Below are 24,405 nucleotides of genomic sequence, written 5' to 3'. Positions count from 1 at the left end.
CGCCGTGGGCGGCGCTCGCCGTGTGGGAGAAGGCGGCGGAAGCGTCGTAGCATGGGGGCTCATGCACATCGCCATGATCTCCATGCACACCTCGCCGTTAGAACAGCCGGGCTCGGGGGACGCGGGTGGCATGAACGTTTACGTGCTTTCCACCGCCACGCAGCTGGCGCGGCGGGGGGTGGAGGTGGACGTGTACACCCGCGCCACGCGCCCCAGCCAGGGGGAGGTGGTGGAGGTGGAGCCGGGCCTGCGCGTGGTCAACATCGTGGCCGGGCCGTACGAGGGTTTGGCCAAGGAGGAGTTGCCCACGCAGCTGACGGCCTTCGCCGGGGGAATCCTGCAATTTGCGCGCTGCCAGGGGTTGTCTTATGACCTCGTGCATTCCCACTACTGGCTCTCGGGCCAGGTGGCGTGGCTGGTGCGGGATCAGTGGGGGGTACCCCTGGTGCACACCGCCCACACCCTCGCGGCGGTGAAGAACTTGCACCGCGCCACCCATGATTCCGCGGAGACGGAGGCCCGCCGCATCTGCGAGCAGCAGTTGGTGGATAACGCGGACGTGCTGGTGGTGAACACCCGGGAGGAGCGCGCCGATCTGGTGGCGCATTACGACGCCCCCACGGACCGCATCGAGGTGGTCTCGCCGGGGGCAGACACCGAGCTTTTTACCCCCGGAACAGATCGCAACACCGAGCGCTCCCGCCGCGAATTGGGCGTGCCGCTGCACGCCAAGGTCATCGCCTTTGTGGGCCGGTTGCAGGAGTTTAAGGGGCCGCAGGTGTTGATCCGCGCGGTGGCGCGGTTGCTGGAGCACAACCCTGGGCGCAACGTCCGGGTGCTCATCTGCGGCGGGGCCTCCGGGGCGGAGGCCACCGCCTCGCGCTACCGCGAGTTGGCCCGCGAGCTGGGGGTGGCGCACCGCGTGCGTTTTCTTGAGCCGCGCCCCCCGCAGGAACTAGTCACGGTCTATCAGGCGGCCGACGTGGTGGCCGTGCCGAGCTATAACGAGTCCTTCGGGCTGGTGGCCCTGGAGGCCCAGGCCACCGGCACCCCGGTGGTGGCCGCGCGAACGGGCGGGCTGCCCATCGCGGTGGCGGAGGGGAGCACGGGGGTGCTCGTGGACGGCCACGATCCCGCCGACTGGGCGCGTGCCCTGGGGGAGATGCTTGACGACGACCCCACGCGCATCCGCATGGGGGAGCAGGCCGTGCGGCACGCCGCGGCGTTTTCCTGGGGGGTCACGGCGCAGCGCCTAGAGGAGGTCTACGCCAGGGCGATGGATACGTCGGTGGAGGATTGTCGCGCGCGGCGGGCCTCGGGGCTCTGACGGGCCCTGAGGGCGTCGATAAGCCCCGGGCAGGATCGAGACGATTATGGAATGCTGGGGAACATGAGTAACGGAAAGTTGATCCTGCTGCGTCACGGCCAAAGCGAATGGAACGCCTCCAACCAGTTCACGGGCTGGGTGGATGTCAACCTCACGGAGAAGGGCGAGGCGGAGGCGCGCCGGGGCGGTGAGCTGATGAAGGAATCCGGGCTGAAGCCGCAGGTGCTGTACACCTCGCTGCTGCGCCGCGCGATCCGCACCGCGAACATCGCCCTCGATGCCACGGATCGCCTGTGGATCCCCGTGGAGCGCGATTGGCGGCTCAACGAGCGCCACTACGGCGCGTTGCAAGGCCTGAACAAGGCGGAGACCCGCGAGAAGTACGGCGACGAGCAGTTCATGGAGTGGCGTCGCTCCTACGGCACCCCGCCGCCGGAACTGGCGGAGGACTCCGAGTACTCCCAGGCCCATGACCCCCGCTACGCCGATCTTCCCCAGGTGCCCGCCACGGAGTGCCTCAAGGACGTGGTGGAGCGCCTGGTGCCCTACTTCGAGGAGGAGATCCTGCCGCGCGTGAAGCGCGGGGAGGTGGTCATGGTGGCCGCGCACGGTAACTCCCTGCGGGCGCTGGTGAAGTACCTGGACAGCATCTCTGACGCGGACATCGCGGAGCTGAACATCCCCACGGGTATTCCGCTGGTCTATGAGATCGACGCGGAAGGCGCCGTGGTTAACCCCGGCGGCACCTACCTTGACCCGGAGGCCGCGGCCGCCGGTGCTGCCGCTGTGGCCTCCCAGGGCGCCCAGAAGTAAGCAGCGCCGGTTAAGGTGTCCTGGTCCCTCCTCATCGCCTTCGGAGCGGGGGCTGCCCTCGCGGGCGGCCTTCCTCCGCTTTTCTCGCGCGTGCGTGCCGCCGTGCGGCGCTACCGGGCGGCCACCACCCTGGAGGAAAACCAGGTGACCACCATCGGCCAGGTGCTGCACCTGGCCATCCAGGGTTCGCCCACGGGCCTGGTGGTCATTGATCGGCGCGGGGAGGTTCTGCTCTCCAACTCACGGGGGCATGAGATGGGCCTGGTGCATGATCGCACCCTCAACCCGGAGCTGTGGGAGACGGCCCAGCGCGTCCACGAGGACAAGGAAACGCACGTCCTCAACCTGGTGACCTCGCAGCGGCGCACCGGATCGCGGGTCACCAACGTGCGAGCGGTGGTCAAGCCGCTCACGCTCATCGACGATCGCTTCGTGATCGTGTACAGCACCGACGAATCCGAGTACGTGCGCATGGAAGCCGCGCGGCGGGACTTTGTGGCCAACGTCTCCCACGAGCTGAAAACCCCCGTGGGCGGCATGGCCCTGCTGGCCGAGGCCCTGGTGGAATCCGCTGACGATCCCGAGCAGGTGGACTACTTTGGCACCCGCCTACGCAAAGAGGCGCTGCGCATGTCCGACCTGATTAACGAGCTGATCTCCCTGTCCAAGCTGCAAGGCGCCGAGGCCCTGCCGGACGTGGAGCCGGTGCTGGTGGATGACGTGATTACCGAGGCCATGACGCGCAACCAGGTGGCCGCCGACGGCCACTCCATCCCCCTGCTGCGCGGGGCCCCCTCCGGGGTGTGGGTCAACGGCAATAAATCCCTGCTGGTTACCGCCGTGTCCAACCTGGTGAGCAACGCCATCAACTACTCGGGAACCTCCGCGCCGGTATCCCTCTCGCAGCGGGTGGTGGACGGCGCGGCGGTGCAGATCCGCGTGACCGACCGGGGAATCGGCATCGCCCCGGAGGATCAGAAGCGGGTATTCGAGCGATTCTTCCGGGTGGATAAGGCCCGATCCCGCTCCACCGGGGGGACGGGGCTGGGCTTAGCCATAGTGAAGCACGTGGTGGCAAACCATAGCGGTACCATTAAGGTGTGGTCGAAGCCCGGAACGGGATCGACATTCACCATCGAGCTTCCGATCTATATCCCGGAGCAGGCGGACGTGCCGCCGGTCCCGGAGGACGATACTGCGGCCGAACCGCCCTTGCTCAAGGCGGTATCGCGCGTGACGAACCGGCGAAAGGATAAATCTTCATGACCACCATTTTGATCGTTGAAGACGAAGAATCGCTGTCCGACCCCCTCGCCTTCCTGCTGCGCAAGGAGGGGTTCAACACGATCATCGCCGGCGACGGTCAAACGGCCCTAGAGGAGTTCGCCACCAACGAGGTGGACATCGTCCTGCTCGACCTTATGCTTCCCGGAATGTCCGGCACCGACGTGTGCCGCGAACTGCGCACTACCTCCAACGTCCCGGTGATTATGGTCACCGCCCGCGACGCCGAGATCGACAAGGTAGTGGGCCTGGAACTCGGCGCGGACGACTACGTGACCAAGCCCTACTCCTCCCGCGAACTCATCGCCCGCATTCGCGCCGTGCTACGCCGCAACGGCGGAGTGGAACTCAACGCGGTGGACATGGAAGAGGAATCCAGCGATGACATCCTCTACGCCGGGCAGGTGCGCATGGACGTGGAACGCCACACCGTGAGCGTGGCCGGGCGCGAGGTGAACATGCCGCTCAAGGAGTTTGAGCTCCTGGAGTTCTTCCTGCGCAACTCCGGCAGGGTGCTCACCCGAGGCCAGCTCATTGACCGCGTGTGGGGGGCCAACTACGTGGGAGACACCAAGACCCTCGACGTGCACGTGAAGCGCCTGCGCGCCAAGATCGAACGGGAGCCCTCCCAGCCCACGCGCCTGGTGACGGTGCGGGGATTGGGATACAAGTTCGAGCGCTAGGGGGTTTAAGGGATCGGGCCTTGGGCTTCGCGCAGCGCCTCTAACACGGTGGGCACGGCGGTGGCGGGGTGGCTGCTCACCGTGTTGGGCGGGATGATCGAGATGTTTTCTTGTGCCTGTGCCCAGCGGGGATAGGGGAAATCGGGAGCGAGGTGCTTGGGGCGCTCTTTCTCCACCAACCCAGCGGCCTTGATTAGGGTACTGAGCCGGGCGCGATCCTGCGCGGAGGCGGGGACGCCGCGCTCGTGAGCAAGGAGCCATACTTCAAAGCACACGTGGGAGATAATGAGCTGAAACGAGCGGTGCCGGGTGCTGGCGCGGTGACATTCCGCGCTGGCGGGTGATAACTCATGGCGGGAATCGTCTTCATCTATCACGATGAATATGCGCTCGTAGTCCCCTCGCCGGGCTAATTCCTTGGTGTGTTCCACGAGTTTGAGGGGTGTGGCGTGGTGTGCGTGAATATCCACGGCGCGGGATCGTCAGAGTTCTTTCATGCGTCGGAAGTATGTGGTTTCCGTGACGGTTCCCTGGCACACGATGAGCGTGGGAGTCGCCGGGGTGCGTTTTCCCGCAGCGCGCTTTCTTTTAGGCACCATCACCTTGCCGCCTTTCTGCTTGGAATTGGTTGTACTCCGTTCGCAGACGGGCGATCTCGGAGGCGATGTCCCTTTGCGGTGCCGGAACCGCTCCATATACGCCGCGCAGGTAGCGGCGTTCGATATTGTGTTTGGGGGAGTAAGGGAACTCGTCGAGGGCGATGAGTTCGGAGACTCCTTGTTGCTTTTCCGTCAGCCAAATACCAGAGGGCGTGATCCCTGTGTCTAGGTCATTGCCCAGCACGGTGGTGTCGTGTGAGGTGAAAAGGAGTTGCGCGCCGGAGGCGTTGGTCCTCCGGTTGGTAAATAGCCGAATGAGGCTGGCCAGCAAGAGGGGATGGAGGCTTTCATCGGCCTCGTCCACGCTGAGGACCCCGCCCGTGGCCAGGGCATAGGTGGCCTGCATGGCGAGGTCGAACCATACGCGGGTGCCCTGCGATTCTGCCTCCTCGGGCAGCTCGAATTGCTCTTCGCCGGAACCGTGGGTGAACACGAGGTTCTGCGCGATGAGTTGTTTCTCCTGTTCGCTCAGGGCCTCGACGTGGGTGCTGGATTCCCCGGCGAGGGCGGCGCTGAGGGCCTCTGCGTGTTGAGCGAGTTCGGGTGGTAGGGGAACGGATTGGGTATCCACGCGCACGGAGTTCACCCCGGTATCGGCCGCCCGGATAATGGCGGAACTGGCGCGCATCCAGGAAGGATACTGAAGCATGTCCATGAGTGTGTAGTGCATCTGTGCACGGTCACGGAGAACCCCGAGGGTGCGGAGGCGTTCCTGCCACCAGGTCACGGCACCGGCGTAGGGGCCGCGCGAGCGCGCGACCTGCCATGCGGAGAGAGTGAGCGCCCAGGGGGTCAGAAACTCCTCGATATTTTCTCTGGCCGCGCGCGGTATTCCCGACTGTGGGCCGAACTTGATGGTGCTTTCCTGGCGATGGAAAATGAGGCGGAAGTGCCCGGATTCCGTGGCCTCTAGTTTTTCCTCTAGTACGCCAGCTTGGCTTAGGCGCAACTCCCACCGATACCGCACCCCTGCCTCCACGTACTCCACCTGAAAGGCGGTGGGGAGATCGCGGTGGAGTGCGTGCGGGGTGTAGAGGGCCTGAGTGGTGGCGGGGTCGCGCAGAGAGAATGCCACCGCCACTTGGATGAGACCGAGGGGGAGGAGCACCGTGGACTTGCCCGAGGCGTTGGCTCCGTAGATTCCCACCACGTGCTCAGTCACGGCGGCCCAGTTGTGATCTGCGGGCACATTGCGGCGGAAACTGCGCTTCATTAGATCGAGGGTGGACTCGGCGGCAAAGGAGCGGTAGTTCCCTAGGGTGAGAGAGAGGAGCATGGCCTAAGAATAGGACAAAAGGTAGGAAAATCTACCCAAGTGCCTCCCTCGTCGCCGGGTGTATCGGCAGCACCCCCTTCGGCACCCGTGCCCGGGCGCGCAGGTGCGCGTCCAGCACCTCGTAGGCGGAATCGCCCATCAGCGCACGCAGTTCCGCCTCCTGGCTGATCCACACCGGCGTATCGGAGGTGTGGCAGCCGGGCGCGCTGGAGCAGTACCAGTCAAAGTCCTCTCCGCCGTCGCCCCAGCCGCGCCGGTCGTATTCCCCGATGGTGGTGCGCAGGATCTCCGCGCCGTCGGAACGCTCCTCCCATTCCTCGGTGCGCCGCAGCGGGAGTTGCCAGCACACCTCGGGCTTATCCACGGTGAGGTCGCGGCCCTCGGCCACGCACCATTGATGGATCGCGCAGCCCGCCCCGGTGGGCCAGCCGCTGCGGTTGGCAAAGATGCAGGCCCCGTCCACCACCTTGGTTTTGAGGGCGGGTTCGGGGTTGCCTTCCTCGTCGTCTAGCTCGTCCCATACCAGCCAGGGCTCAAGGTCCTCGGGCTTGCCGTGGGCGAGGTATTCCTCTACCTCTGCCGGGCGCAACTGCCAGTAGCGGGCGGGGAGGGCTGAGGCGGCGTCGTAAAGCTGGTCGCGGTCCACCTCGTCGGAGAGGAAGGCCCCGTGGTTGCAGCAGCCCACGTCCGGCTGCGCGGCGTTGATGCCGTGGCAGGCGCTGGTGCCAAAGGTGCAGTGCCAGTGGGATTCCATCCAGGTGAGGTCCACGCTAAAGACGTGGTGGGGATCGGTGGGGTGGGTGAACTCGAACCATTCCCGGGGGAAATCCGGGGACTTTTCCACGCCCTTGGCCACGGACTTCTCGGCGGGGGAGGAGGCCGGAAAACCGAGAAAAACCTGGGTGGATTGTGGGTGATTCACACCTGATGAGGGTAGACCGTCTACCCTATAGGGTGTGCGATTAGGTGTATTGGATGTGGGCAGCAACACCGTTCATTTGGTGGCGGTGGATGCGCGGCCCGGTGGGCGGCCCACTCCGATGAGCGATTGGAAGACCGCGATCAAACTCGTGGAGCTTTTGGACGATCGCGGGGCGATCCACGATAAGGGGATCAAGAAACTCACCAAGGCGGTGAGCGAGTCCGCTGACCTGGCCCGGCAACTGGGCTGCGAGGAACTCATCGCCTTTGCCACCTCGGCGGTGCGCTCCGCCACCAACTCGGAGGACGTGCTCACCCACGTGCACAAGGAAACCGGCGTGCGGCTGGAGGTGCTCTCCGGGGAGGACGAGGCGCGCTTGACGTTCCTCGCCGTGCGGCGCTGGCACGGGTGGTCCGCGGGCAGGATCACCAACCTGGACATCGGCGGCGGTTCCCTGGAAATCTCCACCGGGGCCGACGAACAGCCAGACGCCGCCTTTTCGCTCAACCTCGGAGCGGGTAGATTAACCCACGAGTGGTTTGATACCGATCCGCCCGAGCGGAAAAAGATCAATCTGCTGCGTGATTTCATCGACGCCGAGTTGGTGGAACCCGCCCGCCAGGTGCGAAGCTTTGGGCCCGCCCGCATCGCCGTGGGCACGTCCAAGACGTTCCGCACCCTGGCGCGGCTCACCGGTGCCGCGCCGTCCGCGGAGGGCCCGTATGTGACGCGCACGCTCACCGCCCCCGGCTTGCGGCAACTGATCGCCTTCATCTCCCGCATGACGGCCTCGGATCGCGCGGAGCTGGAGGGCGTGAGCTCGGATAGGTCGCATCAGATCGTGGCCGGCGCGCTGGTGGCAGAGGCCGCCATGCGCGCCCTGGGGCTGGAAAAGATTGATATTTGTCCGTGGGCGCTGCGCGAGGGCGTTATCCTACAGCGGATAGACAAGGGACTGGAACAAGGAGAGGAAGCACGATGAGCGACGAGGAAAAACAACTCACCGTTGCCGAGCTTTTAGAGCGCGCCCAGGCCAATCGCGGTGATGCCGCGAAGCGCTCCACCGGGCGACGTCGCCGCCGCAGCCTAGAGGACGGCGGCATCTCCGTGGCGGAACTCACCGGCTCCCTCTCCCGCGTGAAGGACAAGCCCGCCGAGGCCCGCCATTCCTCAGTGCCCATCGACACCCCGGAATCTGAGCGCCGCCCCCGCAAGCCCTCCTCCCCGGCGGCCACCGAGCCCTCGGTGGCGGGGCTGAACTCCGTGCCGGGTGCGCCAGCATGGGGCAGCGTCGCGCCGCGCAAGACCGAGCAGAACGCGGGACGCCCCGCAGGCCAGCCCCAGGGCGGTGCTGCGGCGGCCCCCCGGCCCGGGAACACGGCACCCCGCACGCCTGCGGCCACCAACCCGATCAAGCCCGCCCCGGGGGTTGCTTCTCGACGCCCCGGTGGTTCCACGTCCGCCTCCCCGGTGGCCTCCGCGCCTCGCGGTAATAGTGGCGTGCAGGGGGCGGGCTCCTCCGCTGCGGCTTCCGCGCGCGCCACCACGCCGAAGGCGGCGGGCGCTGGGCAGGCAGCGGGTACCGCGAAAACGACGGATAAGGCGCCTTCCGCTCCTGCCACTTCCTCCACCTCTGCGGCGCAGCCGACGAAGCAGAGCACCGGCTCTGCCGCTCGCCCGGGTGCGGCTTCCAGCCCGGGTACCGCTTCTCGCCCCGGCGCCGCGCAGGCCCCGCAGGGGGCGCACGCCGCTCAGACTCAGCAGGCCCCGCAGGGTAAGGCCGCGTGGCCCATTCCCGATTCCGCGCGCCGAGCCGCGCAACCCCAGACTAGGGGTGCCCAGGCCCCGGCGGGCCGCGCGGAGCAGGCCCCCAACGCAGCAAAGAACGCCGCGCGCGCGACGGTTCCGGGACAACAGGCAGTCTCCGGCAAAAAGGCGGCCCCGGAGACCGCTGCGGAGGAGACCGCCGTGATCTCCAAGGTGGGCGGGATTGCGTCGAAGAACGCTACCCCCAAGAAGCCCGCTGCGGTTAAGCGGCAGGGCACCACCGGCGCGGCAAAGCCGGGCGCGGTGGAGGAAACCGGGCGCATTCCGCGCGTGGGCGATGAGACCTCCGCCCCGGTGGCCAGCCTGTACCAGAGCGCAGGCACGTCCGAGAAGAGCGAGCAGAAGGCCGCGGGCAAGCAGGAGGGCTCCTCCACCCAGGATCGGGCGGGGCAGCAGCCCGGCGAGGCGGAAAAGCGCCCGAAGGACGCGAAGAAGAAGCGCGAGCCGGAGCCGCGCACCGGGGCCGGATCGGCGGTGCTCCTGGCCGTGATGGGCGTGGTGCTGGGGGCCCTGGTGTTCATTGGCTTTGACCAGTTGTGGTCCTCTGGGTTGAGCCGCCTCCTCGTGGGCGCGCTGGCCGTGGCGGTCACCGGGATCATGGTGGGCGTGGTGCACGCCCTGCGCACCGCCCGCGACGGCATCTCGATGACGCTGGCGGCCGTGGTGGGATTCCTCATGACCTTTGGCCCCTACATCCCCCACGCGCTTTCCTAATCGCGGCCTTTTCCGTTCCCGTTTGAGCCCAGCGCGGCGGGCGCGCTCCCGGTTTCCCGATGGAACCCCGTGGGCGCGCCCGCCGCGCATGTGGCAGGGTGGGGTGCATGACTTCAATCGCAGTAATCGGCGGCGGAAAAATCGGTGAGGCCCTCGTGGGCGGCCTCGTGGCGGCGGGCACGGACCCCGCGCAGATCGCGGTGACCAACCGCAGCACGGAGCGCAGCGAATACCTCCGCGAGCGCTACGGGGTGGAAACCACCTCGGATAACACCCAGGCCGTCTCCGGGGCGGAGACGGTATTTCTGTGCGTGAAGCCGAAGATGATCGGGGGCGTGCTGCGCGAGATCGCGGAAACCATCAACGATAACGATGTGGACACCACCGTGGTCTCCATGGCCGCCGGGCTCTCCCTGGCCTCCCTGCAAGAGGATCTCTCCGCCGGCACCGCCGTGGTGCGCGTGATGCCCAATACCCCCATGATGGTGGGCAAGGGCGTGTGCGCGGTGGCCCCGGGGCGCTTTGTCAGTGAGGCACAGGCCAGCGCCGTCAAGGAACTGCTCAGCGCCGTGGGCACCGTGGTGGAGGTGGCCGAGGAGGACATGGACGCCGTGACGGCCCTGGCGGGTTCCTCCCCCGCCTACGTGTACCTGGTTGCGGAGGCGCTTATCGACGCCGGGGTGAACCTCGGCCTCACCCGCGACGTGGCCACGCGGCTGGCCTCCGGCGCGATCGAGGGCGCCGGGGCCATGCTGGCCCAGGAAGGGGCTGACCCCACGACGCTGCGAGCCAATGTGTCCTCCCCGGCGGGAACCACCGTGGTGGCCCTGCGGGAACTAGAGGAATCGGGGATCCGGGGTGCGTTCTTCCGCGCGGCGGAGGCCTGTGCGCTGCGCTCCAAGGAACTGGGTGCGCCGGTGGCTCCCCCGGTGGAGGAGTAACGGGAGGATAGTGCCTGTGGGGCCGGGGTGGTGTGGGGTGCTGTTTCGCGCCCCATGAGGTACTTTCCGCAGCACCAGGCCGCTTTGGGTACCTGGTATGGACTCAGGTCGCACCAGTCACACATTTCACGCTAGACTTGTTGAAGCACGTGCGTGATTCGTTCTGTGGGAGGGGAAGCCTACAGCGCGCCACCTGCTTGTGAAGGGTTAGGTAACTATGGCTAATGAAGATAAAGGAACTTTCCTGACGGTCGCGGAGGTCGCGGAGATCATGCGCGTCTCCAAGATGACCGTCTATCGCCTGGTGCACTCCGGCGAACTGCCCGCCGTGCGCGTGGGCCGCTCCTTCCGGGTGCATGACAAGGCGGTGAACGAGTACCTGGACTCCTCGTACTACGAGGTGGGGTAGAGTTCCCTTTGACCTAGACCGCCCGCCGCGCTCTGCTTGGACTTGCCGGGGTTTGTTGCGCTGGCTGTAGCTGAGGCTCTGCTTGGCTTGCTCTTATGCGAGGCGTGGCGGGCGCGATTTTTGGTAGCACCCAGCGCTGCCGCTAAAGTGGAGAGCATTCGTGCCAGCACAGGTGCGCGTGCTCGGCAGAACAGAAGTACACCAACGAGGTAAGTGAGGTAGCCCTATGGGTTCCGTGATTAAGAAGCGCCGCAAGCGCATGTCCAAGAAGAAGCACCGCAAGATGCTGCGTCGCACGCGCGTGCAGCGCCGTAAGTTGGGCAAGTAGTCTAGTCAAATTCTGAGAATATCATAAGAAACTCTTGGAAGGTGGCCTCCATCTATTGTGGAGGTCACCTTTTTGCCATAGCATGGCAAAATCATCCGCGATGGTGATAGAGGTCTCATGAGGTTGGTTAAAAGCCCTCATTCTCTAATCGTTGAGATGATTTACTGTTTTTCACTTTAAAGTTCAAGAGAGTGATATCTTATGGAATCTTGGATTCTAGGTTTGGCAGATAATGTTCTTGCAAACCTGATTGCATCAGGGGTGAGTGCTTTACTTATGATTGTTATCGGGGTAAGGGGGAGTGGGGATAAGGGCGTCGGGCAATTGGTGGGTAATTCCGACGGTCAGATAATTTATTCTCTAAATAACTCTGGAATAATACAGGCTTCTTATAATTCTTCTAATACTACCATTAATCATTATGGGTATCAGGCGAATCGTAAAGGGGGTGATGGGTGGGGAATATTTCCTGTTACCATTGTAGTAATTTTTCTTTTCGGCGCATTGATTTACTCCACTAGGTTCTTCTCTGTTGTCCAGAGTATCATTGTTTCTTCTTCTATTGTCGTTCTTTTGCTCAGTGCCATTTTTCTTTTACTTCGCAAATCTTATTATACGACCGTAGCAAAGAGAAGAGCTTGGTTGTCTTGGTCTACTCTTTTTGTTGTGGTATTTTTCTTAAATCTCAGTGTGGAAAATTTTCAAAATCTATCAAACCCTCATTCGCTGTCATCTCTTGCCCAGTTAGTGGATGTAGGGGTGGGGGTGGATGCTCAGGGGATTGCATCTATGCTTGAGCGGGGGTTGTATTTATTTTCTCATGGAAATGACGTTGAGCGTACGGCTGCTCTTATGGGATTTTTGTTTGCTTTTTTGTTCTTATATCCTTCCCTATTTCGGTATCAAGCCTATTTGGCGCCCTCCTTTTTCCGGCAAGTAGTAGAGGCAGGAAATTTGGGAAATTATTCAATTTATTCAATAATTCATTTGTTGATCGGGGTGAAATTTTTCTTCTGTTTCCTGCTGTGGTTGAAATAGTATTATATTTCTTGAGTTGGGAGTCGTCGATGGATGCCGTTATTAAATGGTTGATGGAGGTTGGGCGCATTCTCAGTAATTGGATTTAACTTACCCCACCACCCTCCTTCGCAGTTTCCACCCCAGCACGCTGAACCCGGCCGTCGCTAGTCCGGGTACCCCGTAGGTGCGCACGGCCTTGCGCACGTTGCGGTAGTCGCGCACGAGCCAGCCGCGCCGGTGGGCGGCGCGGCGCAGGGCGCGGTCGGGGTTGATGGCCACGGCGGTGCCCACCATGCTGAGCATGGGGATGTCGTTGGAGGAGTCCGAGTAGGCGGTGCAGCGCTCTAGGTCGAGTTTTTCCAGGGCCGCGAGCGCCGCCACGGCGTGTTTCTTGCCGGGCCCGTGGAGAATATCGCCCACGAGCCTGCCGGTGAATTTTCCGTCCTTGACCTCGGGCACGGTGCCGAGCGCGCCGGTGAATCCGAAGCGCTGGGCGAGGATCTGGGCTAGTTGCACGGGGGTGGCGGTGACGAGCCATACTTGTTGGCCGGCGGCGAGGTGCATGGCGGCGAGGTCGCGGGTGCCGGGGAAGGCTTTGTCGAGCATGTGGCGGTCCACGATTTCCTCGCAGAGTTCGGTGAGTTCCGCCACGCTGCGGCCCTTGATGAATTGGAGGGCTTGGTTGCGCCCGGCGGCCATGTCCTCGGCGTTTTCGGCGCCGGTGAGGCGGAATTTGAGTTGTTTCCAGGCCATCGGGAGGATTTCGGTGGGGCGGAGGTAGCGCTTGCGGGCTAGGCCGAAGGCGAGGGCCACGAGGGAGGAGCCTTGGATGAGGGTGTTATCCACGTCGAAGAAGGCGGCCACGCCTGCGTCCTGGGGTACCTCGGGGTCGGCGGGGGAGAGGCGGAGGCTTCCTGCGGCCTCGATGGAGCCGCTGACGGATTCGATGCCGGAGTGGAAGGATTCCAGGGAGATTCCGTAGTTCTTTTCCACTGCGGCGGCTGCGGCGGCTCGCCCGGCGGTTTCTTGTTGGTCGTCGCCAAGCGGGGGCAGCGCGGTGCTGGCGAGGAAGCGGCGCAGGTTGCCGTGGCTGATGGACCAGTTGGCAAGGAAGTCGCGTGGGGAGGCGGGAAAAGAGGGTGGATGGATCTCATGCACGCCCACCATCGTAGGCCTGGTAGGACGGAGGTGTGCAGAAACATCGTGTTCAGTTGATGGTGCGCTCCACCTGCGGTTCGTGCGCGCGGGTGGAGGCGCAGATCAGGCCGCTGTTGGAGCGGCATGGGGTGGCCTTGGAGGTGTGTGACGTGGATTCGGACGGCGAGTGGGCCGCCGAGTTTGGGGATCGGGTGCCCGTGGTGGTGTTGGATGGGGAGGAGTTTTCCTGCTGGGAGGTGGATAACGAGGAGTTAGGCCACGCTTTGTTGGTCTGAGGGAAGAAAGCCTATTACGGTTGGCCTCAACTGAAAAGATCCCCCTATCATCCACCTAAAGTTGGGGGAGCGTGGCAGAAAGCGGTGAATGGCAACGTGAGTGTGCTCGTGGTGGGCATGTCGCACCGATCGGCTCCGGTGGAATTGCTCGAAAAACTGAGCATGGATGACGCGGTGCGGGATGAGGCTACCTCCCTGTTACTGGAGCGCCCGGCGCTCTCGGAGGCCATGATTATCTCCACCTGCAACCGCCTTGAGGTGTACTGCGTGGCCACCAGTTTCCACCCCGGGGTGCAGGACGTGGTGAGCGTGCTGCACGAGGTCTCCGGGGTGGACATGGATACCCTGCGCGGCTACCTCTACGTGCGTTACGCCGAGGCCGCCGCCGAGCACATGATGGAGGTGACCTCCGGCCTGGACTCGATGGTGGTGGGCGAGCAGCAGATCATCGGCCAGGTGCGCAGAGCCTACCAGGAGGCCACGCAGAAGGGCACCGTGGGGGCGGCGCTGCACGCGCTGACCCAGGCGGCCCTGCACACAGGCAAGCGCGTGCATTCGGAAACGAGCATCGATGATGAGGGGGCCTCGATGGTCACCCTGGCGATGGAGGAGGCCCTGGCCGCCCAGGGGCTCGGCGGGGAACACCCCCTGCGCGGGCGCTCGGCCCTGGTGCTGGGGGCGGGGGCGATGGCCTCCCTGGCGGCCACGCACCTGGGCAAGCTGGGGATCGGCAGGCTGGTGCTGGCCAACCGCACCCGATCGCGCGCCGAGCGCCTGGCCGAGCATGCCCGCCAGGCCGGGGTGGCGGCCGAGGTGGTGGACTTCGAGCAGCGCGGCGCGGTGATCGCGCGGGTGGACATGGTGGTTTCCGCCACCGGGGCGGATTACTTCACGGTGACCCCGGGGGACGTCGCTAAGCTGCCCGGCCCGCTCACCCTCATTGACCTCTCCCTGCCCCGTGATATTGCGCCGCACGTGGGCAACATTCCCGGCATGCACCTGGTGAACATCGAGCGGCTGCACCAGCGCGTCACCCAGGCCGCCAGCGAGGTGGAGGGGCAGGCGCGCGCGATCGTGGAGGAGGAGTTGCAGCGGTTTACCTCCGAGCAGCGCGTGCGGGACGTGGTGCCCGCCGTGACCGCTTTACGACGCCACGCCGCCGGCCTCGTGGAGGAGGAACTAGAGCGCCTGCGCGGGCGCGCCCCCGGCATGGCGGAGGAGGAATACCGGGAGGTGACGCGCACCGTGCGGCGCGTGGTGGATAAACTCCTGCACGCCCCCACGGTGCGGGTCAAGGAACTGGCGGTGACCTCCGGCGTGGTGTCCTACGAATCCGCCTTGCAGGAACTCTTTAACCTCGATCCCACCCCCGCGCGCAGCGTGGCGCTGCCCGCCAGCGACCTGCCGCGCAGCGACTTCCCGCAGTAACACCCCCAAGGAGCAGGCTTTCCATGACCTATACCCCGCAGGCCCCGCTGACCCTGGGCACGCGCGGCAGCGTGCTGGCCACCACCCAGGCCGGGCACGTGCGCGACGCCCTGATCCACGCCGGCACCCCCGCGCAGCTGCACATCGTGACCACGGAGGGCGACGTCAACATGGCCCCCGTGGAGCGCATCGGCGTGGGCGTGTTCACCCAGGCCCTGCGCGAGGCGATGGCGGCCGGGCAGTGCGTGGCGGCGATCCACTCCTTTAAGGACCTCCCCACGGCCCCCGATCCTCGCTTTCACCTGGTGGTGCCGCCCCGGGAGGATCCCCGCGAGGCCCTGATCGCCCGCGACGGCCTCACGCTCAGCACCCTCCCCGAGGGCGCGCGCGTGGGCACCTCCGCGCCCCGGCGCATCTCCCAGCTCCGCGCCCTGCGGCCCGACCTCGATATTCGGCCCCTGCGCGGGAACATCGACACCCGCATGGGCAAGGTGGCCGCCGGGGAACTCGATGCCATCGTGCTGGCCTACGCCGGCCTGCTGCGCGTGGGCAAACAAGACCGCGCCACCGAGGTCTTTGACCCCGAGGTATTCCTGCCCGCCCCCGCCCAGGGGGCGCTGGCGGTGGAGTGCCGGGCCGGGGACGCCCCGGCCGTGGCGGCCCTCGACGCCCTGACCCACCCGGAATCCACCGACCGCGCCCGCACCGAGCGCTCCCTGCTCGCCGCCCTGGAGGCGGGATGCACCGCCCCGGTGGCGGCCCACGCCACGATCGAGGGGGAGGAACTAGTGCTGCGCGCCGGGGTCTTTTCCCTCGACGGCTCCCAGCGCCTGCTGGTGGAGCGCCGGGGTGCCCGCCACCAGGCCGCCGACCTCGGGCTAGAGGCCGCCCGCGTGCTCCTGGCCGAGGGAGCGGCGGAGGTCATGGCGGGGTAGCGGCGCCGGAACCCGCGCGGGCGCTTACACTAGGTACCTACCATGGCTTACTTACAGATCACCGACACGCAGGTGACCATCACGCTGGACTGGTGGGAAAAACTCGCCGCGCACCGCTCCCACCTCACCGTCCCCATGCGCGCCGTGGTGGGCGCGCGGGTAGTCGAGGACGTGTTCGAGCTGCCGGAGATCCGCTCCGCCGCCCAGGCCTCGGGGCCGGGGGTATCCGCCACCAGAATCAAGGGCCTGACCACCACGGGGACGTTCCACACCCCACAGGGAACCGTGTTTGCCGTGTGCCACTCCGGCGCGGGAACCAAGGGCGGGCGCGCCGGGCTGGTGATTTCCCTGGACAAGGCCACGGTGGACTACATCGTGGTCACCACCCCGCTGGCGCGGCGCTACGCCGCGCAGCTCGATCCGCAAGGCCAACGGCGCGCGGCATAACCGGGAGCCCCAGGGCCGGTTTCCTATTTATCCCCTCATATTTTATGGTGTAAATACCACACTGTGATTCTGCGGCGGCGACCGGGGCATAAAGATCGCCCTGCGGAATCGAAGCAAACGCCTCGCGCTGGAGTCTGGCACGCCCACGTGGTGCCGCGCAGCACGCGAGGCGTCTTTGTCCCTGTCCAAGAACTAGAAAAGAAGCACATGAGTATGGCCCACCAGGCTTTTGCGCCTCAGAGTACTCCGCAGACCCCCCAGCCGGGCACGGTCATCTTTGTTGGCGCAGGACCGGGCAACCCAGATCTGCTGACGATCCGCGCCCGCGAGGTGCTGGCGGAAACGGCCGTGGCCTACACCGACGCCGAGGTGCTCAGCGGCGTGCGGGAGATCGTGGCCGCGCACCTGCCGGTACCGCAGGAAAAGATCGACGCCGCGGAAAAGGAATACGAGGCCCTGGTGGAGGAGGCCCGCACCCAGGGCGCGCGCCGGAAACCCCCGCGCCCGGCGCCCCCCACCGCCGCCGAGATCCGAGAGGTCACCGACCCCGCCCCGGCGGAGATCGCCGCCCAGCTGGCCGAGGCCGTGCAGGGAGGCGAGGACGTGATTCGCCTGGTGGCCGGCAACCCGCTCTCCCGGGAATCCGTGCTCGCGGAAATCTCCGCCGTGGCCGAGACCGGGGCGGAGTTCCAGGTGGTGCCGGGCATGTCCCTGCCCTCCACCGTCCCGGCCTTCGCTGGGATCGCCCTGGGTTCCACGTTCACGGAAACGGATGTGACCGGCGGCGGGACGGACTGGGATCAGCTGGCCGCCGCCCCGCAACCGCTGGTGCTCCAGGCCACCCGCGAGGACCTGGGCACCATCGCGGAAGAGCTGCTGGCCAGGGGGCTAGGGGCGGCAACGCCGGCCTCCGTGACGGTCAACGGGACCACCCGGCTGCAACGCACCTTCGACGCCACCTTGGGCACCCTGGCCAAGCTCGACGTGGACCTTCCCGGCCGCCTGGTGGTCACCCTCGGCACCGCCGTGGACGATCGCTCCAAGTACTCCTGGTGGGAAAACCGCCCCCTCTACGGCTGGCGGGTGCTGGTGCCGCGCGCCAAGTCCCAGGCCGGGCCCATGAGCGCCCGCCTGGCCAGCCACGGCGCGATCCCCCAGGAGGTTCCCACCATCTCCCTGGAGCCCCCGCGTAATCCCGCGCAGATGGAACGAGCCATCAAGGGCATCGTGGAGGGCCGCTACCAGTGGATCATCTTCACCTCCGTCAACGCCGTGGAGGCGGTGTGGGACAAGATCACCGCCTTTGGTCTTGACGCCCGAGCCTTCGCCGGGGTACACCTGGCGGCCGTGGGGCGCAAGACCTCCCAGGCTATCAAGGCCCTGGGGCTCACCCCGGAGGTCACCCCGCCCGCCACCAAGCAAAACGCCCAGGGCCTCGTGGAGGTATTCCCCGAGTACGTGGAGGACCTCGACCCCGTGGGGCGGGTGTTGCTGCCGCGCGCTGACCTGGGCAGCGACCTCCTGGTGGAGGGGCTGCACGCCGCCGGCTGGGAGGTGGACGACGTGGTGGCCTACCGCACCGTGCGCGCCGCCCCGCCGAGCGCGGAGGTGCGCGACATGATTAAGACCGGCGGGTTCGACGCTGTGTGCTTCACCTCCGGCTCCACCGTGAAGAACCTGGTGGGAATCGCGGGCAAGCCGCACCGGCGCACCATCATCGCCGTCATCGGCCCGGCCACCGCCCAGGTGGCCAGGGAACTGGGGCTGCGCGTGGACGTCATGCCGGAGGAGGCGGACGTGCCCGCCCTGGTGGACGCGCTCGCGGCCCATGTGGCCTCCCTGCGCGCCGCCGGGCAGTTGCCGCCGCCGCGCAAGAAGCGACGGGCGCGTCGTAAAGCATAGGCGGCGGGCTTAGGATGGGACACGGCCTTATCCCCGACAGCGATTGGAAGTACCCGTGCACAGCCTGACCCCCCCGGTGCGCCGCCCGCGTCGATTGCGCACCACCCCCGCCATGCGGGAACTGGTGGCCGAGACCACCCTGCGCCCGGCCGACCTGATCCTGCCCATGTTCCTGGCCGAGGGCCTGGAACAGCCCCGGGAGATCGCCTCCATGCCGGGGGTGCACCAGCACACCACCGACTCTCTGCTGCGCGCCGCCCACGAGGCCCTGGACGCCGGGGTGCGCTGCGTGGATCTCTTCGGGGTGCCGCTGCCGGAGCACAAAGACGCCACCGGTTCCGCGGCCGGGAACCCCGAGGGCGTGCTCAACAAGGGCGTGCGCGCCCTGCGCGAGGAGTTCGGAGACGACCTCCTCATCATGGCCGATACCTGCCTGGACGAGTTCACCGACCACGGCCACTGCGGGGTGCTCAGCACCGACCGCCACGGGGCCACCGTGGTGGACAACGACGCCACCCTGCCGCTCTATCAGGAGATGGCGGTGGCCCAGGCCCGCGCCGGGGCGCACATCGTCAGCCCCTCCGGCATGATGGACGGGCAGATCGCCGCGATCCGCGCGGCCCTGGATACCCAGGGCTTTGCGGACGTGGCCATCATGGCCTACTCCGCCAAGTACGCCTCCGCCTTCTTTGGGCCCTTCCGCGAGGCCGTGGGCTCCTCCCTGGAGGGGGATCGCCGCGCCTACCAGCAAGACCCCGCCAACGCGCGGGAATCCCTGCTGGAGGTGGAACTAGACGTGGCCGAGGGGGCGGACTTTGTGATGGTCAAACCGGCCCTGCCCTACCTGGACATTCTGTGCCGGGTGGCCGACGCCTCCCCGGTGCCCGTGGTCGCCTACCAGGTATCCGGCGAATACGCCATGATCCAGGCCGCGGGCCAGCGAGGCTGGGTGGACGGGCAGCAGGTGATGATGGAATCCCTGCTCTCCATCAGGCGCGCCGGGGCGGATCAGATCCTCACCTACTTTGCCACCGAGGCCGCCAGGCTGCTGCGCTGATGCGCTTCGAGTGAGCCTCGCCCCGAACAGTCCCCGAGAAAGAAAGAACCCCGTGCCCACACCACAACAACGCACCGAGACCACCCCACCCACCCGACCGGAAAGCGTGAGCCTCCTGGCGCGGGTCTGGGGCCTGGTGCTGGGGGCGGAACTGATCCACCAAGTGCTCTCCGTGGTGATGACGCTCATGGACACCTCCGCCCTCAAGGCCGCCACCAAGGAGATGGCGCAGGCCCAAGGAGTGGGCGAGGAGATCCCCGAATCCCTGCTCACCACGGCCGCCTACCTGGGCGTGGCCTTCTCCGGGATCATCGCCCTCAGCGTGGTGGCTCTGCTCACCTGGCTGCTGCGCGTGCTGCACACCGGCCACAAATGGGCCCCGGCGGCGCGGCGGGTGACCATGATCTTTGCCTTTTACTTTGTGGTGCGCGCCGTGATGGTCTTTTCCCTGACCCCGGGTAACACCGGCGTTCCGGTGGGCTTCTATGCCGTGGATGGCTCCCTTCAGATCCTCGCCGGGGTGGGGGCGGCGGTGGCCCTGGTGTTCGTGTTCCGCCGCGAGACCCTCGTGTGGACGGGGGAGGTCAAAGGGGAGTAGGGGTGCCTATCGCGCGCCGTGCCGTCGGGGTTCTGGGGGCTCTTGGGGTTGTGGGGGCGTCGATAGGCACAAACCTCGCCACAGCGTGACGGGTGTGATTCGCTGGGGTACCTGTGCGCGTGGCGGTGACTTTTCCTCGCCACAGTGTGACTGGTGTGCACCCCACCGGCCCCGAAGCGACACGCGAGCACCCTTCCCTACCACTGCGAGCCTCCTGTGGCTCCCACCGGCCTCACACCACCACCGAGGCGGTAGGATCACCTGACATGTCGGTTGATGATCGGTCCGTTCCCCCGGCCCTCAAGGTGGCCTATGGGTTGTGCCTGGTGGCGGCGGTGCTCATGCTGCTGGCCGCCCTCCTGGCGCTGGGGGATCTGCCCCGCGCCACCAGTGCCACGATCCGCGTCAACCTCGGGATCGTGGGTGGGGTGAATCTCCTTGCTGCCCTTACCGTGGCGGCCATGGCACCCAGGCTGCGCACCCCGGGGCAGACCGGGCGGCGCGCGCGGCGGTGGCTCGCCATGAGTAGCGCGGCGAGCATAGCGGTGAGCGTGTTGGGCTTGGTCACGCAGACGGTGGGGGTGGCGATCCTGGGCCATGTGATCGTGCTGGCTTTTGCCCTGCTGACGGTGTATCGTCCCGCCGTCACCGCGTTTGTGCGGGGAGAGCGGTGAGGTAGGCGTGAAAGAAGGAGGAAGTGTGCGGGAATGGCCGATGAGGTAGCCCAGGCGATTAGCCAGGCCAAGGAGGCCGCCGCCGAGGCGGGTTTTGGCGATCCGCAGGCGCTGGGAGAATCGGGACGGAAGATTTCCCTGTCCTTTGACCTGGTGGGACTCACGGATGCCCCGGAGATCGCGCAGATCGAGCGCGCCCTGGAAGAGATACCGGGGGTGCGGGCGAGGATCGTGTATCACAGCGCGATGGCGTGGATCACGGCCCCGGAGGCCTTGATGCCCAATCAGGTGGTGGAGGTGTGCGCGCGCTTCGGGGTGCGGGCGATCCTCACCGATGACGCCTTGCGCCGCCAGAGTCTGTATCGGGCGGAGGGCGCCTCGCCCGGGCAGGTGACGCGCCGATTACCGCGCGGCAAGCACGAGAAGCGCCGCGCGGAGTCCGAGCGCCGCGACCTTGAACGGGCGCGGGCGGCGGGTTTTTTTCGCCCGGATTCCGCGTGGCCCACCCCGGAGCCGGGTTCCTCGCGGGAGGCCCGGGATGGAGAGAGGCGCGCCGGCGATGTGCTTTATACCGCGCGCGATCTGATTACCACCCCGCGCTTGATTGTGGCCCTGGTGCTCACACTTCCGGTGGTGGCGCTCAGTTATATCCCCCAGGTGCAGTTTCCGGGCTGGCAGTGGGTGTGTGCGCTGCTATCACTCCCGGTGGTGAGTTGGTGTGCCTGGCCGTTCCACCGTGCCCTGGCGGGCGGGGTGCGGCGCGGCGCGGTGGCCCTCGATGGGGCGAGTTCCTTGGCGATCCTCGCGGCCTTCGTGTGGTCGGTGGGCACGTTGTTACTCACCGAGGCCGGTTCCCTGGGGTGGCGGGGCACCCCGGACGTGTTTGCGCTGACCGCGCAGCGCTTTAATGAGGCCGAGCTTTTCTTCGACGTGGCCTGCGGCACCACGCTGTTGCTGTTGAGCGGGCGCAAACTCTCCATTCAGGCGCGCTCCTCCCTCCTCGATGACCTCGCCGCGCAGCGCGTGGACCCGCAGTCCCAGGTGATTTTGGTCAGCCACAATCGCGCCACCGGCAAGCCGGTGATGGAGGAGGTCTCCGTCAGTGAGATCAACGTGGGTTATGACATTCTGATTCAGCCCGGCCAGCGCATTCCCGTGGACGGGGTGGTGATCGGCGGCAGCGGCACGGTGCGCCCCGGCGTGGTGGAGACGGTGCTGCCGCGCTCGGGCGGCATGGTGCCGGTGGAGGTGGATTCCCCGGTGCGCGCCGGGGCGATCAACGTGGGCCAGCGGATCAAGGTGCGGGTGCAGAGCACCGGGCATCGCACCCGGATCGCCGGGGTGGAGCGTTGGATCTCCGGGGTCAACGCCCTGCAAAACACGGCGGTGATGCTCTCCACCCGCTCCGCTCGCCTGCTGATCCCCGCGGCGGTGAGCGTGGCGGTGCTGAGCTTTGTTGGGTGGGTGCTGGGCACGGGGAACCCGGCCCTGGCCTTTGGCACGGCGCTGGCGGTGTTGGCCTGCGTGGCCCCGGCGGCGCTGGCGTTGTCCTCCGCGTTGGCCCTGCGTCTGGGGGTGGAGACGGCCGCGCGGCACGGCATGCTCGTGCGCGAGGGGGCGGTGATGCGCCGCTTGCAGGGGGTGGACACGGTGATCTTTAACCGGGTGGGGGCGCTCTCGCACTCGGACATGACGGTAGAGACCGTGACGGCGGACGTGGGCGAGAACCCTGACTTGGTGCTGCGGGTGGCGGCTGCCCTGTGCCTGGAATCGGAGCACACGGCCTCCCGCGCCATCGTGCACGCCGCTCGCCAGGCCCGCGATCACGATTCCGGCGGGGATATTCCGCACTGGATCGACGTCAATCACGCGCATATCGACGAGGACGGTACCTTCCACGCCCAGATCGAGCTTGCCGTGCGCGACGCCCAGGGCGCGTGCCACCTGCGCCAGGTCAGCGCCAGCCTATGGCGGCCCCACAACCTTTCCGAGCTATCCGGCAGGCTTGCCGACGCCGCCTTCAGCGGAGGCACGCCCCTGGTGGTGCGGTGGAACGGCCGCGATAGGGGAGTGATCTCCCTGCACGACACCGTGCGCGAGGACGCCGCCGAGGCGGTTGCGCAGCTGGAGGCGATGGGCCTAGAAACCATGATGCTCACCCGCGATGCGTACCCGGTGGGGCGTCGATTCGCCCGCAGGCTGGGTATCTCCCAGGTGCTCGCGGGCATCTCGGCGGGGCGGAAGCCCTACGCGGTGCGCGGCGTGCACAACCGGGGCGCGCGGGTGGCGATGGTGGGCGATTCCTCCGTGAGCGAGTGCCTGAAGGTGGCGGACGTGGGCGTGCTGATTAACGGCGAGGCCCAGCTGGATAAGGCCAGCCGCTCGGAGTCTACGGGGGCGGACGTGGTGCTGCTGCGCCGCGACGTGAGCGCCATCGCCCAGCTGATGGGCCTGGCCCGCAAGGTATGCACGGTGGTGGATCGCAATATCCTCTTCGCCTGGGCCTATAACGCGGTGGCGGTGGTGGCGTCCGTGGCGGGTCTACTGCACCCGATGGCGGCCACGGTGCTGATGCTCGCGGCGTCGCTGGTCATCGAGGCACGCTCGAACTCGGTGCGTAAGTATCCGGCCGCGTAGGGCAGAATCGGGGGCATGAGTTCACCCGCACGCCGCACGCTATCCGCCGCCCCGCTTCTCGACGCCGCCGCCGGGCGCACCCCCACCCGCACCCCGGTGTGGTTCATGCGCCAGGCGGGGCGCTCCCTCCCGGAGTACCGCAAGGCGCGCGAGGGCATAGCGATGCTCGATTCCTGCTTCATGCCGGAACTCCTCGCGGAGATCACCTTGCAGCCGGTGCGGCGGCACGACGTCGATGCCGCGATTCTCTTCTCCGATATTGTGGTGCCGCTCAAGGCGGCGGGCGTATCCGTGGACATCGTGGCCGGGCGCGGCCCGGTGATGGAGCGCCCCGTGCGCAGCCGCGCCGAGGTGGAGGCCCTGCCGCCCCTGGAGGGCCCGGTGCCGGGACTGAGCGAGGGCATCGGGGGCATCCTTTCCGAGCTGCGCGGGGATCAGGTGCTCATCGGCTTTGCCGGTGCTCCCTTTACCCTGGCCAGCTACCTGATCGAGGGCGGGCCCTCCAAGGCCCACCAGCGCACCAAGGCGCTCATGCACACGGAGCCGGAAACCTGGCACCTGCTCATGGATCGCCTGGCCGATACCGTGGTGGCCTTCCTCCGCCAGCAGATCGAGGCGGGCATTGACATGCTGCAACTCTTCGACTCCTGGGCGGGATACCTCAGCCAGCGCGAATACCGGGAGTTTGTGCTGCCCTACTCCACCCGCATTTTTAGCGAGGTGGCCCAGGCGGGAATCCCACGCATCCACTTTGGAGTGACCACCGGGGAATTGCTGGGGGACATGGCCCTGGCCGGGCCGGACGTGATAGGCGTGGATTGGCGCGTGCCCCTCGACGCCGCCGCACAGCGCATTCACGCCGCCGCCGGGCCCAAGGCAATACAGGGCAACCTTGACCCGGCCCTGCTTTGTACCGGCACGGAGGTGCTGCGCGCCGAGGTGCGCCGCGTGAAGGAAGAGGCGCGCCGGGCTATCGAGGCCGGGCACGCCACCGGGCACATCTTCAACCTGGGCCACGGGGTGCTGCCGGATACCCCGGCCGAGGCCGTCACCGAGGCCGTGGCCCTGATCCACGAGGAGGATTAACACAC

At 66.6% G+C, this 24,405-nt stretch carries 24 protein-coding genes; 20 read left to right on the top strand and 4 right to left on the bottom strand.

Annotated features, from left to right (window positions below; translation table 11 throughout):
* The first annotated feature begins 61 nt into the window (after positions 1–61).
* The 4 genes from mshA to Cocul_RS05905 all read left to right on the top strand — a co-directional run bounded on the left by mshA (position 62) and on the right by Cocul_RS05905 (position 4,107).
* Positions 62–1,327, top strand: coding sequence for a D-inositol-3-phosphate glycosyltransferase (gene mshA, locus Cocul_RS05920; RefSeq protein ID WP_055122361.1), 1,266 nt, complete (start codon positions 62–64; stop codon positions 1,325–1,327).
* Between the two features lie 63 nt (positions 1,328–1,390).
* Positions 1,391–2,140 (top strand): phosphoglyceromutase, encoded by a 750-nt coding sequence (locus Cocul_RS05915; protein ID WP_055122654.1) that lies wholly within the window; start codon positions 1,391–1,393, stop codon positions 2,138–2,140.
* A 15-nt stretch (positions 2,141–2,155) separates the two neighbouring features.
* A complete protein-coding gene (locus Cocul_RS05910) occupies positions 2,156–3,406 on the top strand; it encodes a sensor histidine kinase (RefSeq protein ID WP_055122360.1) in 1,251 nt (416 codons plus the stop codon).
* Positions 3,403–4,107, top strand: coding sequence for a response regulator transcription factor (locus Cocul_RS05905; RefSeq protein ID WP_055122359.1), 705 nt, complete (start codon positions 3,403–3,405; stop codon positions 4,105–4,107). The genes Cocul_RS05910 and Cocul_RS05905 overlap by 4 nt, the downstream gene beginning before the upstream one ends.
* A 5-nt stretch (positions 4,108–4,112) precedes the next feature.
* On the opposite strand, the gene Cocul_RS05900 is transcribed toward Cocul_RS05905, so the two are convergent.
* The 3 genes from Cocul_RS05900 to Cocul_RS05890 all read right to left on the bottom strand — a co-directional run bounded on the left by Cocul_RS05900 (position 4,113) and on the right by Cocul_RS05890 (position 6,964).
* A complete protein-coding gene (locus tag Cocul_RS05900; RefSeq protein WP_055122358.1) occupies positions 4,113–4,577 on the bottom strand; it encodes an RloB family protein in 465 nt (154 codons plus the stop codon).
* 118 nt (positions 4,578–4,695) lie between these two features.
* Complete coding sequence (locus tag Cocul_RS05895; RefSeq protein ID WP_055122357.1) at positions 4,696–6,042, bottom strand: AAA family ATPase; 1,347 nt, start codon at positions 6,040–6,042, stop codon at positions 4,696–4,698.
* A 31-nt stretch (positions 6,043–6,073) separates the two neighbouring features.
* The gene (locus tag Cocul_RS05890; protein ID WP_055122356.1) at positions 6,074–6,964 is read right to left on the bottom strand and encodes a DUF3109 family protein; all 891 of its coding nucleotides are present in this window, start codon (positions 6,962–6,964) and stop codon (positions 6,074–6,076) included.
* Between the two features lie 34 nt (positions 6,965–6,998).
* Here Cocul_RS05890 and Cocul_RS05885 point away from each other — a divergent pair, with 34 nt between their 5' ends.
* From Cocul_RS05885 to Cocul_RS12290, 6 genes are all read left to right on the top strand, one after another.
* Positions 6,999–7,946, top strand: a complete 948-nt coding sequence (locus Cocul_RS05885) for a Ppx/GppA family phosphatase (protein ID WP_082422192.1) — start codon at positions 6,999–7,001, stop codon at positions 7,944–7,946.
* On the top strand, positions 7,943–9,505 hold the full coding sequence (locus tag Cocul_RS05880) for a ZIP family metal transporter (RefSeq protein WP_055122354.1): 1,563 nt from the start codon (positions 7,943–7,945) through the stop codon (positions 9,503–9,505). The genes Cocul_RS05885 and Cocul_RS05880 overlap by 4 nt, the downstream gene beginning before the upstream one ends.
* Positions 9,506–9,612: 107 nt before the next feature.
* Complete coding sequence (gene proC / locus Cocul_RS05875; protein WP_055122353.1) at positions 9,613–10,446, top strand: pyrroline-5-carboxylate reductase; 834 nt, start codon at positions 9,613–9,615, stop codon at positions 10,444–10,446.
* Between the two features lie 217 nt (positions 10,447–10,663).
* Complete coding sequence (locus Cocul_RS05870; protein ID WP_055122352.1) at positions 10,664–10,855, top strand: helix-turn-helix domain-containing protein; 192 nt, start codon at positions 10,664–10,666, stop codon at positions 10,853–10,855.
* 226 nt (positions 10,856–11,081) lie between these two features.
* Positions 11,082–11,183, top strand: a complete 102-nt coding sequence (locus tag Cocul_RS11870; RefSeq protein WP_003855542.1) for a 30S ribosomal protein bS22 — start codon at positions 11,082–11,084, stop codon at positions 11,181–11,183.
* Between the two features lie 201 nt (positions 11,184–11,384).
* On the top strand, positions 11,385–12,221 hold the full coding sequence (locus tag Cocul_RS12290; RefSeq protein WP_150114391.1) for a hypothetical protein: 837 nt from the start codon (positions 11,385–11,387) through the stop codon (positions 12,219–12,221).
* A gap of 90 nt (positions 12,222–12,311) precedes the next feature.
* On the opposite strand, the gene Cocul_RS05865 is transcribed toward Cocul_RS12290, so the two are convergent.
* Positions 12,312–13,370: an HAD-IB family hydrolase gene (locus Cocul_RS05865; protein ID WP_055122351.1), complete on the bottom strand. Its 1,059-nt coding sequence runs from the start codon at positions 13,368–13,370 to the stop codon at positions 12,312–12,314.
* Between the two features lie 23 nt (positions 13,371–13,393).
* Here Cocul_RS05865 and Cocul_RS05860 point away from each other — a divergent pair, with 23 nt between their 5' ends.
* From Cocul_RS05860 to hemE, 10 genes are all read left to right on the top strand, one after another.
* A complete protein-coding gene (locus Cocul_RS05860) occupies positions 13,394–13,636 on the top strand; it encodes a glutaredoxin family protein (RefSeq protein ID WP_245622118.1) in 243 nt (80 codons plus the stop codon).
* A 96-nt stretch (positions 13,637–13,732) separates the two neighbouring features.
* On the top strand, positions 13,733–15,064 hold the full coding sequence (locus Cocul_RS05855) for a glutamyl-tRNA reductase (RefSeq protein ID WP_055122653.1): 1,332 nt from the start codon (positions 13,733–13,735) through the stop codon (positions 15,062–15,064).
* Positions 15,065–15,087: 23 nt separating this feature from the next.
* Positions 15,088–15,999: a hydroxymethylbilane synthase gene (hemC, locus tag Cocul_RS05850; protein ID WP_055122349.1), complete on the top strand. Its 912-nt coding sequence runs from the start codon at positions 15,088–15,090 to the stop codon at positions 15,997–15,999.
* Positions 16,000–16,041: 42 nt separating this feature from the next.
* Positions 16,042–16,446: a hypothetical protein gene (locus Cocul_RS05845; protein ID WP_055122348.1), complete on the top strand. Its 405-nt coding sequence runs from the start codon at positions 16,042–16,044 to the stop codon at positions 16,444–16,446.
* A 207-nt stretch (positions 16,447–16,653) separates the two neighbouring features.
* On the top strand, positions 16,654–18,348 hold the full coding sequence (locus Cocul_RS05840) for a bifunctional uroporphyrinogen-III C-methyltransferase/uroporphyrinogen-III synthase (protein WP_425388772.1): 1,695 nt from the start codon (positions 16,654–16,656) through the stop codon (positions 18,346–18,348).
* A 55-nt stretch (positions 18,349–18,403) separates the two neighbouring features.
* Positions 18,404–19,405, top strand: a complete 1,002-nt coding sequence (hemB, locus tag Cocul_RS05835) for a porphobilinogen synthase (RefSeq protein ID WP_281176064.1) — start codon at positions 18,404–18,406, stop codon at positions 19,403–19,405.
* 52 nt (positions 19,406–19,457) lie between these two features.
* Entirely contained in the window at positions 19,458–20,003 is a 546-nt protein-coding gene (locus tag Cocul_RS05830; protein ID WP_055122345.1) for a hypothetical protein, read from the top strand.
* 266 nt (positions 20,004–20,269) lie between these two features.
* Positions 20,270–20,677 (top strand): hypothetical protein, encoded by a 408-nt coding sequence (locus Cocul_RS05825; RefSeq protein ID WP_055122344.1) that lies wholly within the window; start codon positions 20,270–20,272, stop codon positions 20,675–20,677.
* Positions 20,678–20,710: 33 nt separating this feature from the next.
* A complete protein-coding gene (locus tag Cocul_RS05820) occupies positions 20,711–23,314 on the top strand; it encodes a heavy metal translocating P-type ATPase (RefSeq protein WP_055122343.1) in 2,604 nt (867 codons plus the stop codon).
* Positions 23,315–23,329: 15 nt separating this feature from the next.
* Positions 23,330–24,400 (top strand): uroporphyrinogen decarboxylase, encoded by a 1,071-nt coding sequence (hemE, locus tag Cocul_RS05815; RefSeq protein ID WP_055122342.1) that lies wholly within the window; start codon positions 23,330–23,332, stop codon positions 24,398–24,400.
* The last annotated feature ends 5 nt before the right edge of the window (positions 24,401–24,405 follow it).

Origin of the sequence: Corynebacterium oculi (genome assembly GCF_001412105.1) — a bacterium.
Taxonomy (GTDB): domain Bacteria; phylum Actinomycetota; class Actinomycetes; order Mycobacteriales; family Mycobacteriaceae; genus Corynebacterium; species Corynebacterium oculi.
This window is presented reverse-complemented; position numbering and strand designations above follow the sequence as displayed.